Below are 15,075 nucleotides of genomic sequence, written 5' to 3' on the forward strand. Positions count from 1 at the left end.
CGGCGATTAGTTTTCAGCCTTCCACTTCTTGACGAGGCTGACCAGAAGTTCATTTTCTTCGCGCTTGCCGAGAGTCACGCGGATGTGTTCCGGAAGACCGAAGCTCGTAAGCCCGCGAACAATCATGCCGTTCTTTTCGAGGAACAGCACGAGGTCCTTCGCCTTGGGGCCAATGTGCACGCAGATAAAGTTACCCTGAGTCGGCAACACCTTGAAACCAAGTGATTCAAATTCCGGTGTCAAGTACTTGATGCCTGCAGCGTTGAGTTCGAGAGTCTTCTTGACGTGTTCCTTGTCGGAAAGGGCTGCAATCGCTGCCACTTGTGCGGCCTGGTTCACGTCGAAGGGCGGCTTAATTTTCCACAAGGCGCGGATTACATCTACGTTACCGAAGGCATAACCAATGCGCAGCCCAGCAAGGCCGTAAATCTTACTGAAGGTGCGGTTGATGAACAAGTTCTTGTACTTGTCCAGCATGTCAATCAGTACAGGATAATCGCTTGCCGTTGCAAATTCAGAATAAGCCTGATCAAGGAACACAAGCACATTGCTCGGAACCTTATCCAAGAAGTCAAGCAATTCCTGCTTGTTGTAGTAAACGCCAGTCGGATTGTTCGGGCTGCAAATGAAGATCACGCGAGTCTTGTTGTTGATTGCCTTCAAGAGTTCCGAAAGGGGTGTCTTCTGGTCGCCCACACCGACACCGACAAAGTCGGCGCCGTTCGAAAGCGTCGTAAACTTGTAGACCGAGAACGTGGGCGTAATGCCGATGCAATTGTCGCCCTGACGGATAAAGGCCTTACCCACCATATCAATGATTTCATCGGAGCCGTTACCGATCACGATCTGGTTGGTGTTCACGCCGTAAAAATCAGCGATGGCGTTGATCAGCTTGGGGGCATCACCGCGCGGGTACAAGTGCAAGGAGTTCGCGATTTCGTGGTAAGCTTCGACCGCCTTCGGGGAAGCACCGAGCGGGTTCTCGTTCGAAGCGAGTTTAACAACTTCGGTCAGCCCGTACTTCGCACGGATTTCTTCTATGGATTTGCCAGGAACGTAATCAGAAAGTTTCAAAAGCTCTGGACGCGGATCAATCATGATATCCTCTTTTTTTGCGCCTAAAATTTAGCTAAATTGGAGCACATGAAAATTTCCCATTTCATTATTTTTGTGTTAATAGGCCTTTGCATTCAAAACGCCTTCGCCTTGGACCGCATTTGGAACATGCGTTACACTCTCGGCCCCGACGCAAGACCCTCCCCCAAATTTGCCGCAGGCCTTGGACTGCGTTCTGACTTTGGAAGCAATGTACTCTTCCCCGTGAACATTCTAGGGGCGCTCAACAAAGAATGGGAATTAGGCGCCAAGGTGGACATGTACACCTACAACCAGATGGACAACATGGAAGCCTCCATCGACATCGGCGGAAGATACCGCATGGGTGCCGGCCGATTTGTCGAATTGGACGGCTATTTTGGGCTCAACCGCAACAATGGTAGCGCCATGGTGCTGACCTACGGCAAAGAAGTTTATATTGCAAGTAGTTTTTCGAATACCTATGAAGCCCGCGCCGGCTTTTTTGACGGCGTTACCGGAGATGACGGCTATGTCAAATTCGCTTTCGGCACCATTCCGACGTTGCACTTTGGCAGAAGCTTTCTTTGCATGATCGAAATTACCTCGAGCGGAAGCGTCGGACATTTCCGCGATGACTTTATGGTCGACATTATTCCGAAAATGGAACTGGCCTTCGGTAGCACACGCGTGCGCCTGGAATTCGACATCGGCATTCTGCAGGATGACAACAACGACCAAAAGAGCATCGGGCTTTACGTACAGACCGCATTATAGTGCTTACGACACAGTTAATAGTTACTAGATTTTTTTAAAACAATCTAGCAGCCAGCAACTTAGAACTCAGAACCCACTCTCTAGCATTGTATTCACAAGCATTGTATCGGAACGAAAGATAATATCGATCGTTCCGCGTTCTGCAGTATTCAAATACGGAATCTTAAGCGAATCAAGCCTTTGAATCACCTGCTTGCTCGGGTGGCGAAAACGGTTCTTGCGGCCGCTCGAAATCAGCGCCAGTTCCGGATTGACCCGATTCAGGAATTTTCGACTGCTCGACGTCTTTGAGCCGTGATGGCCGAGTTTAAGCACGTCGCTTTTCAGATAGACATCCGTTTTCATAATTTCTTTTTCGCCTTGCACGGTTAGGTCGCCGGTCAAGATAGCCGAACGCCCGAGGCCCTTTACCCGAAACGAAATGCTTTGCGTGTTGGCATCTACGCAGTGCTTGGTATCGGGGTGAATCACCTTGATTTCAAAGAATTTTTCTTTGTACAGTACTCCGCGAGAAATGTCGCGGATGAGAATGCCGCGCCGGTAGGCTTCGGAAATTACCTGCTGCCAGTTTTCTTTTTCGTCGATTCTTGCGCAATCTGTTAGCCAGAGTTCCTTGACCGGAAACATTTTGATGATCGAAGCTGCACCGCCAAAATGGTCCTGATCTGGGTGTGTGATGACCAAGGCGTCTAGCTTGGAAACCCCGATATGGTGCAGATACGGCACGATGATGTCTTTCCCGGAATCTTGCCGTTTGATATCGCCGGCATCGACAAGAATATGGGAGCCCGAAGGCGTCGTAAGCAAGAGGCTATCGCCCTGTCCGATATCGATAGCCGTCAATTTCCAGCTCGGCTCGACAATGGCGTAATAGCCTTTGTAGGCAAAGGTTATTGCAAAAAGAATCATGCAGCAAAGTGAAAAACGCCGGGCAATCCTGTTTTTACCCGCAACGGGCATCAAGACAATCAACACTCCGCACAAAAGCAATATGGAAGGCTCGAACGGCCCGACAGTCACCGACGCCTGCGAAGAATCCGACAGCAAGCGAGTCAAAAGCGACGCTAGTCGCAAAAAGAACCGCGCCGCATAGCAAAAATGCTCCCGCAAAAAATCAAACGGCGAAAGTAGCGCAAAAAGCCCCGCCTGCATGCCCATGGAAATCGCAGGCACCACCACAATATTGCCAAGCCACGCAAATGGCGAAAGAGTCTTGAAATGGTGTATCAGGAACGGAGCCGTCGATAGCGTGGCGCATAAAGTCACATAAGTCGGCTCCACCACAAGCGCTTGCAGGCGCGCCCACCATTTATTCTTCTGGAGTTCTTCGGGCAGCTTTTTAAGCGGGTTCCAGGTGCCCCCCATCAAGATTCCCATAGTCGCCGCCACCGAAAGCTGAAAGCCCGGATTCCAAATAACAGAGGGCTCTGGAATCATAATGAAAAGGAGGGCGACTCCGAGGCTATTCAGGGTATTCGCAGTCCTTTGGAACAATGCGCCGACCTGCGGCACGGCGAACATGAGCACCGCCCGCCTTACGGCGGGCGACCCGCCTGTCACTGGAATGTACAGGAACAACAAGACAATCGCCGCAATTCGCACCACTCGATGCGGAAGTCCCGTCGCCTTCAAAAAAATCATGAGCATTCCGGCCAAGAGCACCACATGGAACCCGCTAATGGCCAAAACATGCACAAGCCCCGAGCGTTGGAAATCGCTGCGCAAGGCATCGGGAATACCACTCCTGTCGCCCGCCAAGAGCCCAAGCAAAAGCCCTGTTTCTGACGGATCCAAGTAATCGCTAAACCTCGAGCCAATCCATTTGCGGAACTGATAAAAGCTGCGCTCCGGCACCCAGTTCTTGCCATAAACAGTCCAATGGACAAACTTGCCATAAGCCAAGAGCCCCTGCGACCTGAGCCAGCCGCGAGTATCGAAGGCGCCCGGCACCGTAGGCGGCAAAACCGGATAGTACGACGCCTCGTAACAAAGCGAATCCCCAGGCATGGGGTACTCGGGCAACGAGCGTTTTTCAGTCAATCGAACGCGATAAGGCGATAGCGGCTCCCCCGCGACCGTTTTCTTTGTTTGAATGACGATTGCCATGCCGCTCTTTTTGGATTGCGTCGTCTCAACTAGCCCGCAAGCCTCTGTAAAAGCACCCGCCTCCGGCAAATCATTTACGTTTTTGCGCACCGAGTATTCATGACAAACAAAGGCCACCACGATGCTGACTAGAACAACCCATTGCAGCGACTTTTTAAAGACATGCGTCACAAGGCATAAAACGGGCCACAAAAAACAAGCGTACAGCGGTTCATCGAGGCCTGCAAAAAAAATCGTCATCACGACGGCGCTCAACAAGGCCGGTTTTCCCATGAGCGGAGTCAGCAGGTTGTATAAATCAGTCAGAATTTTATATTTTTTTCTAGATTTCATAATTATAAAGCCCTTCAGAAGAGTCCCTCTTCTATACACGCTTTTTTTGAGGCACTGGAACGTTTTTTTATGAAAAATTTTTGTAAAAAATTTTGTGTATTGTACTTTTTAGGCCTGGTGCTGTTCCTGGCTGGCTGCGGTGATGAACCTGATAAGGAATTTATCCTTTACCCGGACAGCGGACTTGCTTTCGGGCTGTTCCCCAATGACTACGCCAAAAACGATTCTTCGGCTGCAAACCTGGCTCACGGCATTACGCTGATCGTCCACCCCAATGCCACTTACCAGTTGTCGTTCGATGTCGACCCTAATTTTGAAGCCCCGAAGCTCCAGCTTTTCAGAATTTTCATGAGCGATAATGGTGAAGATTTGCACGCCCAACCGGTCCGCACCCTGGATCCCGTTGTCAAAAACGGCCGTTATATATACTCCTTCGTTTGCGAAGAACGCGAAAACGCCTTATGGGCAACAAGCCTGATTCAAAACAATACTTACTACGAAGGCCGCGTTTCCAACATCCGGTTCACGGGCGAAGGTGCCTACTCCGACCATTTTTCGATTAACCTGATTCTGGTCGGCAATATCGAAGACGAACTCGAAGAATTTACCGCCAAGGAACTGGCCACAAACCTTTTGGCGGAATACCGCAAGCTCTATACTTCTGTAACGATTGACACGCTCTATATCAACCAAGCCGCCGAGCACCCGACTCTCGGGAAGACGTACCCGGCAAACGAACCCTGGATTGCGGGCCGATCTTCGGACGACATCATGGTTTCGGAACTGGGCGGCTGGCCCGGGCTCGAAAACGCATTGGATATAACCCTAGTGCACTTTATTGACCAAGAAGGGATTCTGGGATATTCGAACCTGTTTAGCGCGAACCTCGGCAAGGGACTCGGAAGTACAGTCGTTCTGGGTACGCACATCAAGACTCCGGCTGGCGAAGAAGCGCTTGACATGCAGGGAATCATTGAAACGGCTCTACACGAAACCGGACATTTCTTTGGGCTCCGCCACACGACCGCGACCAGGGCCGATATCGAAACCATCTTTGACGACTACGATTTTGGCGATTATTCGAACCTTGAAGACGGGCTCGAAGACACGCCCTCTTGCAATTCACTTGTGGCGACAAGCCTTACCAAAGTTCAAAGGACCGACTTCCGCATCAACCGCTTGATGCCGCGTATTCGCATTTTTGCCAACAGTTCGTTCAAGATCGAGGACTGCCCGGATGCAGGCAATTACATGTTCCCGCTCACGGTAGAAAACAAAACTCTCTCGTTTAGCAAACAACAGCTGGCCATTATCCGCCAGAACCTGATGATTTTCCCGCATTAAGTTTATGAAGTCTTCTCAATTTTCTGAAAACGCACAACTTTTGGCATTCGTCTTGCAGCCCGGTGAGCAGTGGCTGCCCGAAGTGATTGACGCATTGGAACGCACTTGGGGCAAAATCCGCCACAAGGGCAAGCTTTTCGCATTCGACCAGACGCCCTATTACACCCCCGAAATGGGAGAAGGTCTGTACCGCGGCGTGGTTTCTTTTGAAAAAGAAATTCCGCCCGAAACGATTGCTGCCGAAAAGGAACGCAGCAATGCGCTGGAACTCACGATGGCGCAGGCGAACGATCCCGATGCGCGCCGCGTGAACATCGACATCGGCTACATGGACTTGGATAAGGTGGTGCTCCCCAGTTACAAGCGCGGTCCCTTCAAGCTTTACGCCGGCAAAGGCGTTTGGCTTGACATGCTTTTGACTTATGCGAAGGGGCAATTCCACCCGACAGCGTGGGCATTCGAAGACTTTAAGCGGAATCCGTACCAGCACGACTTGCAGCTCATTCGGGAGAAATTTAAGAAGAGTAGGCAGTAGACAGTAGGAAGTAGGCGGTAGACAGTAGACTGTAGGCAGTAGATGTGGAATGTGAAATGTGGAGTGTGAAATGTGAAATGAACTGTAGCGAACTAGGAATACAATGAAGAATATCGTTTACATCGTCCTTTTGATTATTGTACTCCTTATTGGTGTCCGCTGGTTTATGCAGCAGTCGGCGGCAAAGGAGGCTTTCGACAAGCACGAAGCGTTAATCGCCGAGACAAACGAGTGCCTTGAAATGGCCGAATGGAACTGCGCCGAGAAAAACGTGCGCACGCTCCTCAAAGAATCGCCCGATGACCAAAACTTACAACTTCATTTGGCGGGAATCCTTTTCGAGCAGGAACGCTACGAAGACTGCATCGCCTACGTGCAGTCACGTAAGTTCAAGCATGGTGACCTCGACTTCTTAAAAGAAAAGTCCGAGTCGCTGATGCGCGAGATGGCTGAATTGCAGCTGGAGCGTTCGATGCACTTTCGCGTGGAATTCGAAGGCCGCCCCGCCAGAAGCGACATCGCCGAAGCGCTCGCCGTGCTGGAAGTCGCCTACGATTCGCTCTGCCACCTGTTCGACTTTCACCCCGAAAACAAGATGCACCTGGTGCTTTACGAGTCCTCGCAATACCAAGGGGTTGGCCCGCGCCCCGAATGGGTCGGCGCCGTTTTTGACGGCAAGCTCCGCATTCCTGTAAACGTGATGGCCTACCGCGAAATTTACCGCCCGATGTTCTTCCACGAACTCACGCACGCCTTCATCCGCGCCATGACACGCCACCACATTCCGCTTTGGGTTAACGAAGGAATTGCCCAAGTGATTGACGCCTCGCGCACGGGAATGCAACGGCCCGAAGGTGGCGCCCCCAGCATCGAAGCTCTCACGACACCATTCGTGAACGAGAACAACACCGGCACAGCCGTTAAGCTCTACTGGTATTCGCAGGCCATGGTGGAACGCCTTTTGGCCCGCAACGCAAGCCTCGTGCACTTCAGAGAATTCATCCAGAGCATGCGCACTTTGGGCGACGAGCCTGCCTTGCAAAAGTTCTATGGCGTCACCACGCAACAGTTGCTCGACGAAGTAAGGTAGCGGAGGTTTCTATGGCGAAGAAAAAACACATCGTGATTCTTGCGACGGGCGGCACTATCGCCGGCGTCGGTGAGCCCGGAAAAAATACGGGCTACGTGTCCGGGCAGATTTCTGCCGAAGACTTGGTGGCGTCCGTGCCGGAGCTTTCGGAGTACGCCGAAATCACGGCCGAGCAGATTTGCAACGTGAATTCCGACGACATGACGGACAAGCTGTGGATTGCGCTTTCGAACCGCATCGCCGACTTGCAAGCGGACGATTCGGTGGACGGCATCGTGGTCACTCACGGCACCGACACCATGGACGAAACGGCCTACTTCGTAAGCCTTACGGTCAAGTGCGAAAAGGCGGTGATTTTTACAGGCTCCATGAAGCCCGCTACCGCCAAAGACCCTGACGGCCCCGCAAACTTGTTCGGCGCCGTGCGTGCGGCAGCCGGCTTCGCGGTCGACGACGACCCGCCGGCGAATTTGGTGTGGGTGTATTTTGCGGGCGAACTTTTCGACGCCCGGAGCGTTCAAAAGTGTAGCGCCTCGGCGATTAACGCGATGGGCGTAAGCGCTCCCGGCGAAGGCTCTAACTGGAACGCCTTAAAGGAACAGAACTTCTTCGACGTTTCCAAGCTTGAAAGCCTGCCGCGAGTGAACGTAGTCTACTTTACCGTAGATGCAAACCCGAAAATTCTGGAATACGCGGCCTGCGTTTCCGACGGCCTCGTGATTGCGGGCGCCGGCGCTGGCGAATTCAGCATCGCCTGGGCCCGCGCCCTCGAAAACATCGACATTCCGGTCGTCATCGCAAGCCGTACTCACCACGGGCTCGTGACGCTCAACGAATCCCTTGCGCCAGGCCGCATTTGCGCCGGACGACTGCCGCCTCAAAAGGCCGCAGTCCTCCTCAAGCTCGTGCTCACGCAAACAAGCCGCACCGACGACATCAAGCGGGTATTCGCGCTTTAACCAACCCGTTCCAGCGAACAGTAAGAACCGTAAACAAAAAACCTGCCCTTGTTCAGGACAGGTTCTTTGAAATTTTCTTTTTTGAAAATTACTTGGCTTCAGCAGCGGCAGCCGGAGCAGCGGCAGCATCAGCAGCGTCGTCAGCCTTCTTACCGCTCTTCGCAGAAATGGTGAAGATCACGGTGCGCGGCTTGCAAGCGAGTTCGATACCGTCTTCGAGCTTCAGGTCCTTGGCGTAGAACGTCGTCGGAGCCGGGAATTCGGAGATGTCCATTTCGAGCACGGCCGGAATCTTGGTCGGCACAGCGGCGAGCTGGATGTAGCGGTTCTGCTGAGCAAAAGTACCACCCTGAGTCTTAACACCAATCGGAAGGCCGTTCAGCTTAACGGGAACGCGAACCTTGACCTTGGTGGTGTCATCAATCTTCAAGAAGTCGATGTGTTCGATTTCCTGGGTCAGCGGATTCTTCTGGTAGTTGTAAATTACGGCAGCGTTGCCGGCCTTGCCATCAATTTCCAAATCGAGAAGCGTGTAACGCTTACCCGGGGCGAGGACCTTGCGAACATCAATTGCGCTAACGCTGATATTCACGGACTCCTGACCCTTACCATAATAGACAGCCGGGATCTGGCCAGCCTTGCGAAGGCGGGCGTTGTCGCGGCTCTTGCCTAGCACTCTCGAGGTTGCTGCGAGCTTTGTGAGTTCCATAATTTTACTCCAATTAGTAAATGGTTAAAAAATTCATTGGGGTAGCTGGATTCGAACCAACGAATAACGGAATCAAAATCCGTTGTCTTACCACTTGACGATACCCCAATGGTGGCGCAAATATAGCAAATTTACGCCTTTTTCAAAGGGTTAGGGCTAAAAACCCTCAAAAAAGCGGGTCACCACCTGGTATCTAGAGATGGGTTTCAGCTCTTCGGCGGCCTCTTTCGCCTGCTTGCGGGTTTCGAAAACGCCGAAAACAGACGCCCCCGACCCCGACATCAGGACGGATTTCGCCCCGAGGCGCTTGAACTCATTTTTCATCTCTTCGACAAGCGGATGCCTAGGAAACACAGACTCTTCAAAAGCATTGAAGGTATTGGCAAGTGCAAAGTCGATCGATGCGGACTTGCCCGTGCGCATGCACTTGGACTTGTATGTTTCCCAGCGGTCCGGGCCAGACTTGGGAACGCCAGCGTAGGCATCCTTGGTCGGTACGGAGTCTAGCGGAGTGGCCACCAGCAGGTACTGTTCGTCGTTCAACTGTAGCGGTTTCACAAAAGTGAGCTTTTCGCCAATACCTTCGGCCATGGCGGTACCGCCACGCACCAGGAAGGGGACATCGGCACCAAGCTTTGCTCCAATTTCTTCGAGCTTTTCAAATTTGAATTTGAGCTTCCACAGCTGGTTCAGCAAGCGGAGCGTTGCTGCAGCGTCTGCAGAGCCTCCACCGAGGCCTGCACCCAGGGGCATTACTTTGTTCAAATAAATATCTGCACCGAGGGTCGTACCCGATTCTTGCTGCAAGAGCTTGGCAGCCTTGTAAACCAAGTCCGTTTCCAGCGGATAATTCTGCGGTTCGTTGTAGCAAAGCGTAATTCGACCATCCTGGCGCGGTTCGGCACTCACGGTGTCGCCTGCGTCAATGGTCTGGAACAGCGTGCCCAAGTCATGATATCCGTCTTCACGCTTGCGGATGACATCTAAGAACAAATTAATCTTAGCAGGAGCGTATTCTTTCATGCCATTAAACTTAGCAAAAATATTCCAATTTGGAATACCTTGGGCAAACTTTTCATTACCGTAAAAAAAAAACAATATATATTAAGGGATGATAGTTTCTAACTATTAAATAAGCCCAAAGCTTGTAAAACCAAAAGAAGAGAAAATTATGAAGAAAATCGTTTTCACCATTTTCTTTTGCCTTGCCACATTGGCGGCGGAAGCCCAGGTCGACAAAATTCTAGGACCGTGGACCGCCATCGACCCCGATACCGACAAGCCTTACGCCACCGTACTCATCTATAAAAGCAGCAACGGGCTGTATTACGGCAAACTCACCGAAATTCTGGATTCCGACGACCCGGCCGACCAAAAGCTCATCGGCACCATCATCATCAAGGACATGAAGGAAGATGACGGTATGCTGAAGGGCGGCTCCATTTACGACCCCGAAGAAAACAAGACCTACCACGGCAAGATTTCACTCACCAAGGACGGTCGCTTGGAAATGCGAGGCTCGCTTGACCGCTGGGGACTTTTGGGTGCTACGGAATATTGGAAACGCAGTAAAAAGTAAAAAAGATGGAATAAGGAGAAAATATGAAGAATCTGTTTATTAAAGTGCTCGGCACTAGCTTATTGTATGCGGCAACCACCTTTGCCCAGTCGGCAAACGAAATCGCCAAGAAGGTTCACGACTTGCCTTCCGGAAAAACATCGTCTGGAACCATTTCGGTTACCCTGATTGACAAAAACGGGAAAACCCGCAATCGCGAAATCGCATCTTACACTATGAAGGACGGAACCACCGACAAGACGGTCCTTGTTTTCAAGACACCCAGGGACGTGGCGGGAATCAGCTACCTCACCTACGACTACCCCGACAAGGCCGATGGTTCCACCGTCGATAGCGACAGCTGGATTTACCTCCCTGCCATGAAAAAGGTGCGCCGCGTTTCCGGTTCCAGCAAGGACGACGATTTCCAGGGAACAGACTTTACTTACGACGACCTGGGCACACGCAGTCTTTCCAAGGACAACTTCGCCATTCTCGGCGAAGAGAAGGTGAACGGAATTGACTGTTGGATTCTCGAAGCCAAGGCAAAGGATCCCAAAGCAAAAGTCAGCCGTCGCGTGTCCTGGGTGAACAAGAAAACTTACGTGGTCCACAAGGGCGAATACTTCGACAAGCAGAATCGTCTGCAAAAGACACTCGTTGCCGACAATATTCAGCAGGTGAACGGCTACTGGACCTCTCTCAAGATGACCATGACCAATGTCCAGACAAACCACAAAACCGTCTACGAAATCAAGAACCTTAAGTACGACGAAAAAGTAAACGAAAGTTACTTTACAGTCAGTGCGTTGGAACGTGAACAGGTCAAGTAAAAATGAGAGTTTCTAGAATCAATCATTTTTTTCGCAAGGTCGGAACCACCCAGATTCGTTACCGTTGGCCCATTCTAGCCATACTGCTCGTTATTACCGTAATCTGTAGTTCCGGTCTTGCCGATTTCGCTCTTTCGCGTGGCGAAGAGGGCTGGTTTGGCGATTCCGACGAAATCACCATCAATACGAAAAAATACGAACAGGTCTTCGGGAACCTGAACGGCGTCGGAGTCCTCCTCGTAAAGCAAGGCGATGGCGATGTCTTTAGCGAAGACATCCTGAATGTCATCGATAAAATCGGGACACGGTTACAAGACGAAATTCCGTTTGCAAACAGGCTCACCTCGATTATCAATGTCAATATTCCCGTAGGTAACGAAGAAGGTTTTGAAATCGTCAAGCCTTATGAGAACGGGATTCCCTCGGACTCCGCAGAACTCGCCAAGGCACGTGCCCTCGTGATGCGCGGGAACGAAAAAACGAACGCTCTCATCAACGCACTCGTCAGCGACGACGGACGCGAAACCTGGATATCCTTGTCGCTCCACCCATTCGAAGGCAAGGAACTTGAAGAAAAATTCGAAGGCGACGTAGAAGAAGTCAACCTGGCTATCGGCTACAAGCTGATGGAAATTATGGAAAGCGACGAATTCCAGAACAAGGACTATAAACTGTATGGCGGAGGAATCCCGTTCGACAGCGCCTGCGAAGACCGTTACGAAATTCCCGAATACGGCATCAGGGTACTATGCAGCGTCGGCGTGATGCTTTTATTCCTGGCACTTTTCTTGCGCAATTTCTTTGGCGTTTTCGTTCCGGCAATCACTACCCTCAGTGCCATCGCCTCGGTATTTGGCGGCATGGCCCTTTTCGGAGTAAAGGCAGATTCTACGCTCGTCACTTTGCCAGTCGTTCTGGGCATGGCATTAGCCGTTGGCTATTCGGTGCATTATATAAACATGTTCAAGTTGCAATTTAGACGCACCGGCATCCGTAAAGAATCAGCCATCAAATGCATCGAAGAATGTGGTTGGCCGGTACTGTTTACAGTGCTTACGACCATGGCTTCGTTTATCAGTTTCCTGTTTGTCGACATGAAACCCCTTGTATGGATGGGTAAAGCCGCAGCCCTTGTGGTGCTCGCGATTTACCTCTATGTAACAATCCTGATTCCAATTCTACTGTCGTTCGGCAAGAACGGCGTGCCCGACACAACTAGCAATGACGGCGCTACAAAACTGGACAAGATGTTTTCAGCCTGGTCCAATCTCGTCTATAAAAGAAAATGGCACTTTATTGTGGCTGCAGCCCTGATTATTGCAGCATTTATTCCGGGAATGTTCAAGATTACGGCGCAACTGGACTACCTGAGTATTTCGGGCGACAAGGTTCCCTATGTGCAAGAAATCAAGAAAATGCTAAAGACTAAGCTCGGAAACCAGTACAGCTATTCCATCATGATCTCTTTTGACGAAGAAGGCGCATTCAAGAAGCCCGAAAACATGAAAGCACTTTTGGAACTCGAAGATTACGTAGGCGCTCTTTCGCTTACCAAGTGGTCGGGTCGAAAACCGCGCGTGACCTCGGCGACAAGCATCTTGAAAGAAATGAATCGCGCCTTGAACGAAGGCAAAGATTCGCTTTACGCCGTTCCCGAAGACGAATACGTGCTTGCGCAGCTGATGGAGCTTTCGTCTATCGAAATGCGCGAAGACTTTAGCGAAACGATGGACGAAGAATTCAGAATTACAGAAGTCAGCGTGGACATGACCCAATTCGCTACCGAAGAAGCGCTCCAAAACATGAACGCTTTAAAGGCTAAACTCGCCGAATTGTTCCCGAACGCCCAATGCACACTGCTTGGCGACATGATTCGCTATTCCGAAATGAGCAATCGCATTGTTTTTGGCGGTCTAAAATCCTTCGGATTTTCGCTCATCATCATCGCCATCATGCTAATGTTTGCATTCTCCAGTTTCAAGCTTGGAATTATCGGCATGATTCCGAACGTGGCCCCTGTCATTTTGGTGGGCGGTGTCATGGGATACTTTGACTTTGCGCTGGACTTTAGCACTGTCACCGTAATGCCCTTGGTGCTGGGTATTGCCGTAGACGACACAATCCACTTGACCACACACTTGAAAGTCCGATACGAAGAATGTGGTTCTCTATCGAGGGCGATGGAAGCGACCTTCCGCGAAATCGGGGCATCGATGTTTTTGACCACGTTGATTCTGTGTGCGATGTTCGCCGTTTACCTGTTTAGCCCCTTGCGTTTCCTGATGGTGCTCGGCCTGTTGATTATTGTCGGCCTTTCAAGCGCCTTGCTCGCCGACTATACGATTACGCCCGCACTTCTGCAAGTGTCAAAACCGTATGGCAAAGAAAAGGAGAAAGCATGAAACGATTTACCGCACTCAGCTTAGCCCTTGCTGCAACCATTTGTGCCCAAGAAACAGTCTTCTTGGGGAGCCTAACCTCGCAGGCCGGGGTAGGACTTCCGAACGCTCACCACAACAAGGGCGACTTTCTGCTCGGCCAGACGATCTTTGACGGCACAATCAAATCGTACCTAGACGAAGCCATGGTCTATGTAAACGGCCAGATTGTCCACGACGCCTTAGGCGCTCAATCGACAAACGGCTCATCGGCATTTGTGGCTGACGACGGAACATACGCCTTGAAACTCCGCGAAGCCTATATTGACTGGAAGGGCGAAATGATCGCGCTCCGTATCGGCCGCCAAATTGTTTCGTGGGGTAAGGCCGACGACATCCAGATTACCGACGTATTGAATCCGCGAGACGAAACGAATGTAGTCGCCTCCGATTACAACGAATCTAAGCTGGGAATCGACGCCGTGCGCCTATCCCTGTTAACCGAAAAGACGCAAGTGGACGCCTACTGGATTCCGTTCTTTACGCCAAGCATTCTGCCTCTTGCCAAGGGAAATCCGCTACACTCGCGCGTATTCCCGGAGGAAGTGGATGGCATCGGGATCAATTATCCTGAAAAATACGACGACTTCGAACTCCCTAAAAAAAGACTTTCGAAGAGCGAACTCGCCCTGCGCGCTAGTACCTACACATCGGTCGCAGATTTGTCGCTGTACGGATTCTATGGTTGGGATGACCTCCCGTTAATCCGATACAACCCCAATATTGTTTTTGGCGATGGCGAAGACATGCCTGCCACCAGCTATTCAATTGATGTGACTGGTGAATACAAACGCATGTACATGATCGGTGCCGATGCAGCGATTCCTGCCGGAGATTTCGTATTCCGTCTTGAAGGAGCCTATTTCCCAAAGAGGCACTTCCAAACAGATGTCAACAGTCAACTCTTTAAGTATTCGGAAGACTCGCGCCCTGCAAGCAAGAGAAAGAATCAAGTTTTAGGCCTTGCCGGACTTGACTGGACTCCAAGCGGAGGCTGGACGATTACAGCACAATATGTCGCGGACGCCGTAATCGATTACGATAGCGACATTGAACGGAAAAAATTTGAACACCAGGCCACCATGAGCATCGAAAAATCTATCCTGAACGAAACGCTCACCATTATGGCCTCGGGTGCATTGGACTTATGGGATTTTTCTACGGCAAGCGAACTGGAACTGGATTACAAGCTGACCGATGCCATTACGCTTAGCCTGATTGGAGACCTGTACTTGGAAGGCCCCGACGGCAAAGAAGGCCTGTACGGCGAATACCGCGATTTCAGCAGTGTCACTTTCAAAGGAAAAATGTCATTCTAA

13 protein-coding genes and 1 tRNA gene are annotated in these 15,075 nt (G+C 51.0%); 9 read left to right on the forward strand and 5 right to left on the reverse strand.

The window, feature by feature from the left end:
* Positions 1-6: 6 nt before the first annotated feature.
* Complete coding sequence (hisC, locus tag BUC02_RS02025) at positions 7-1,098, reverse strand: histidinol-phosphate transaminase (RefSeq protein WP_073317935.1); 1,092 nt, start codon at positions 1,096-1,098, stop codon at positions 7-9.
* A gap of 45 nt (positions 1,099-1,143) precedes the next feature.
* On the opposite strand from hisC, the gene BUC02_RS02030 reads away from it, so the two are divergent.
* Positions 1,144-1,851 (forward strand): hypothetical protein, encoded by a 708-nt coding sequence (locus BUC02_RS02030; RefSeq protein ID WP_073317938.1) that lies wholly within the window; start codon positions 1,144-1,146, stop codon positions 1,849-1,851.
* A 66-nt stretch (positions 1,852-1,917) separates the two neighbouring features.
* On the opposite strand, the gene BUC02_RS02035 is transcribed toward BUC02_RS02030, so the two are convergent.
* Positions 1,918-4,290 carry a DNA internalization-related competence protein ComEC/Rec2 gene (locus BUC02_RS02035; protein WP_073317942.1) on the reverse strand — a complete coding sequence of 791 codons (2,373 nt, stop codon included), beginning with the start codon at positions 4,288-4,290 and terminating at the stop codon, positions 1,918-1,920.
* A gap of 69 nt (positions 4,291-4,359) precedes the next feature.
* Here BUC02_RS02035 and BUC02_RS02040 point away from each other — a divergent pair, with 69 nt between their 5' ends.
* The 4 genes from BUC02_RS02040 to BUC02_RS02055 all read left to right on the forward strand — a co-directional run bounded on the left by BUC02_RS02040 (position 4,360) and on the right by BUC02_RS02055 (position 8,218).
* Positions 4,360-5,634, forward strand: a complete 1,275-nt coding sequence (locus BUC02_RS02040; RefSeq protein ID WP_073317945.1) for a zinc metalloprotease — start codon at positions 4,360-4,362, stop codon at positions 5,632-5,634.
* A 4-nt stretch (positions 5,635-5,638) separates the two neighbouring features.
* The gene (locus BUC02_RS02045) at positions 5,639-6,169 is read left to right on the forward strand and encodes a DUF4416 family protein (RefSeq protein WP_073317948.1); all 531 of its coding nucleotides are present in this window, start codon (positions 5,639-5,641) and stop codon (positions 6,167-6,169) included.
* 103 nt (positions 6,170-6,272) lie between these two features.
* A complete protein-coding gene (locus tag BUC02_RS02050; protein WP_073317951.1) occupies positions 6,273-7,259 on the forward strand; it encodes a tetratricopeptide repeat protein in 987 nt (328 codons plus the stop codon).
* A gap of 11 nt (positions 7,260-7,270) precedes the next feature.
* Positions 7,271-8,218, forward strand: coding sequence for an asparaginase (locus BUC02_RS02055; RefSeq protein ID WP_073317955.1), 948 nt, complete (start codon positions 7,271-7,273; stop codon positions 8,216-8,218).
* Between the two features lie 88 nt (positions 8,219-8,306).
* Here the strand turns inward: BUC02_RS02055 and BUC02_RS02060 are convergent, their stop codons facing one another.
* The 3 genes from BUC02_RS02060 to ispE all read right to left on the reverse strand — a co-directional run bounded on the left by BUC02_RS02060 (position 8,307) and on the right by ispE (position 9,950).
* On the reverse strand, positions 8,307-8,927 hold the full coding sequence (locus tag BUC02_RS02060) for a 50S ribosomal protein L25 (RefSeq protein ID WP_073317958.1): 621 nt from the start codon (positions 8,925-8,927) through the stop codon (positions 8,307-8,309).
* A 36-nt stretch (positions 8,928-8,963) separates the two neighbouring features.
* Positions 8,964-9,035 (reverse strand) — tRNA-Gln (locus tag BUC02_RS02065).
* 48 nt (positions 9,036-9,083) lie between these two features.
* The gene (gene ispE, locus BUC02_RS02070) at positions 9,084-9,950 is read right to left on the reverse strand and encodes a 4-(cytidine 5'-diphospho)-2-C-methyl-D-erythritol kinase (protein WP_073318902.1); all 867 of its coding nucleotides are present in this window, start codon (positions 9,948-9,950) and stop codon (positions 9,084-9,086) included.
* 148 nt (positions 9,951-10,098) lie between these two features.
* Between ispE and BUC02_RS02075 the strand changes: the two genes are divergently transcribed.
* Genes BUC02_RS02075 through BUC02_RS02090 form a run of 4 tightly spaced genes read left to right on the forward strand, consistent with a single transcriptional unit; the run spans position 10,099 to position 15,075 of the window.
* Positions 10,099-10,506 carry a DUF2147 domain-containing protein gene (locus tag BUC02_RS02075; protein ID WP_073057824.1) on the forward strand — a complete coding sequence of 136 codons (408 nt, stop codon included), beginning with the start codon at positions 10,099-10,101 and terminating at the stop codon, positions 10,504-10,506.
* Between the two features lie 23 nt (positions 10,507-10,529).
* Positions 10,530-11,318 carry an outer membrane lipoprotein-sorting protein gene (locus BUC02_RS02080; RefSeq protein WP_073317962.1) on the forward strand — a complete coding sequence of 263 codons (789 nt, stop codon included), beginning with the start codon at positions 10,530-10,532 and terminating at the stop codon, positions 11,316-11,318.
* A 2-nt stretch (positions 11,319-11,320) separates the two neighbouring features.
* The gene (locus BUC02_RS02085; protein ID WP_073317965.1) at positions 11,321-13,720 is read left to right on the forward strand and encodes an efflux RND transporter permease subunit; all 2,400 of its coding nucleotides are present in this window, start codon (positions 11,321-11,323) and stop codon (positions 13,718-13,720) included.
* Entirely contained in the window at positions 13,717-15,075 is a 1,359-nt protein-coding gene (locus BUC02_RS02090; RefSeq protein WP_073317968.1) for a DUF1302 family protein, read from the forward strand. Before BUC02_RS02085 ends, BUC02_RS02090 begins: the two co-directional genes overlap by 4 nt.

It is taken from the genome of Fibrobacter sp. UWOV1 (assembly GCF_900142495.1).
Classification (GTDB): domain Bacteria; phylum Fibrobacterota; class Fibrobacteria; order Fibrobacterales; family Fibrobacteraceae; genus Fibrobacter.

What these genes read in the sequence shown, in the direction of transcription:
- BUC02_RS02080 (WP_073317962.1), top strand. Translation starts at nt 10,530, where the DNA reads ATGAAGAATCTGTTTATTAAAGTGCTCGGCACTAGCTTATTGTATGCG.
- BUC02_RS02090 (WP_073317968.1), top strand. Translation starts at nt 13,717, where the DNA reads ATGAAACGATTTACCGCACTCAGCTTAGCCCTTGCTGCAACCATTTGT.
- BUC02_RS02035 (WP_073317942.1), bottom strand. Translation starts at nt 4,290, where the DNA reads ATGAAATCTAGAAAAAAATATAAAATTCTGACTGATTTATACAACCTG.
- BUC02_RS02045 (WP_073317948.1), top strand. Translation starts at nt 5,639, where the DNA reads ATGAAGTCTTCTCAATTTTCTGAAAACGCACAACTTTTGGCATTCGTC.
- BUC02_RS02030 (WP_073317938.1), top strand. Translation starts at nt 1,144, where the DNA reads ATGAAAATTTCCCATTTCATTATTTTTGTGTTAATAGGCCTTTGCATT.
- hisC (WP_073317935.1), bottom strand. Translation starts at nt 1,098, where the DNA reads ATGATTGATCCGCGTCCAGAGCTTTTGAAACTTTCTGATTACGTTCCT.
- BUC02_RS02040 (WP_073317945.1), top strand. Translation starts at nt 4,360, where the DNA reads ATGAAAAATTTTTGTAAAAAATTTTGTGTATTGTACTTTTTAGGCCTG.
- BUC02_RS02050 (WP_073317951.1), top strand. Translation starts at nt 6,273, where the DNA reads ATGAAGAATATCGTTTACATCGTCCTTTTGATTATTGTACTCCTTATT.
- BUC02_RS02085 (WP_073317965.1), top strand. Translation starts at nt 11,321, where the DNA reads ATGAGAGTTTCTAGAATCAATCATTTTTTTCGCAAGGTCGGAACCACC.
- BUC02_RS02055 (WP_073317955.1), top strand. Translation starts at nt 7,271, where the DNA reads ATGGCGAAGAAAAAACACATCGTGATTCTTGCGACGGGCGGCACTATC.
- BUC02_RS02075 (WP_073057824.1), top strand. Translation starts at nt 10,099, where the DNA reads ATGAAGAAAATCGTTTTCACCATTTTCTTTTGCCTTGCCACATTGGCG.
- ispE (WP_073318902.1), bottom strand. Translation starts at nt 9,950, where the DNA reads ATGAAAGAATACGCTCCTGCTAAGATTAATTTGTTCTTAGATGTCATC.
- BUC02_RS02060 (WP_073317958.1), bottom strand. Translation starts at nt 8,927, where the DNA reads ATGGAACTCACAAAGCTCGCAGCAACCTCGAGAGTGCTAGGCAAGAGC.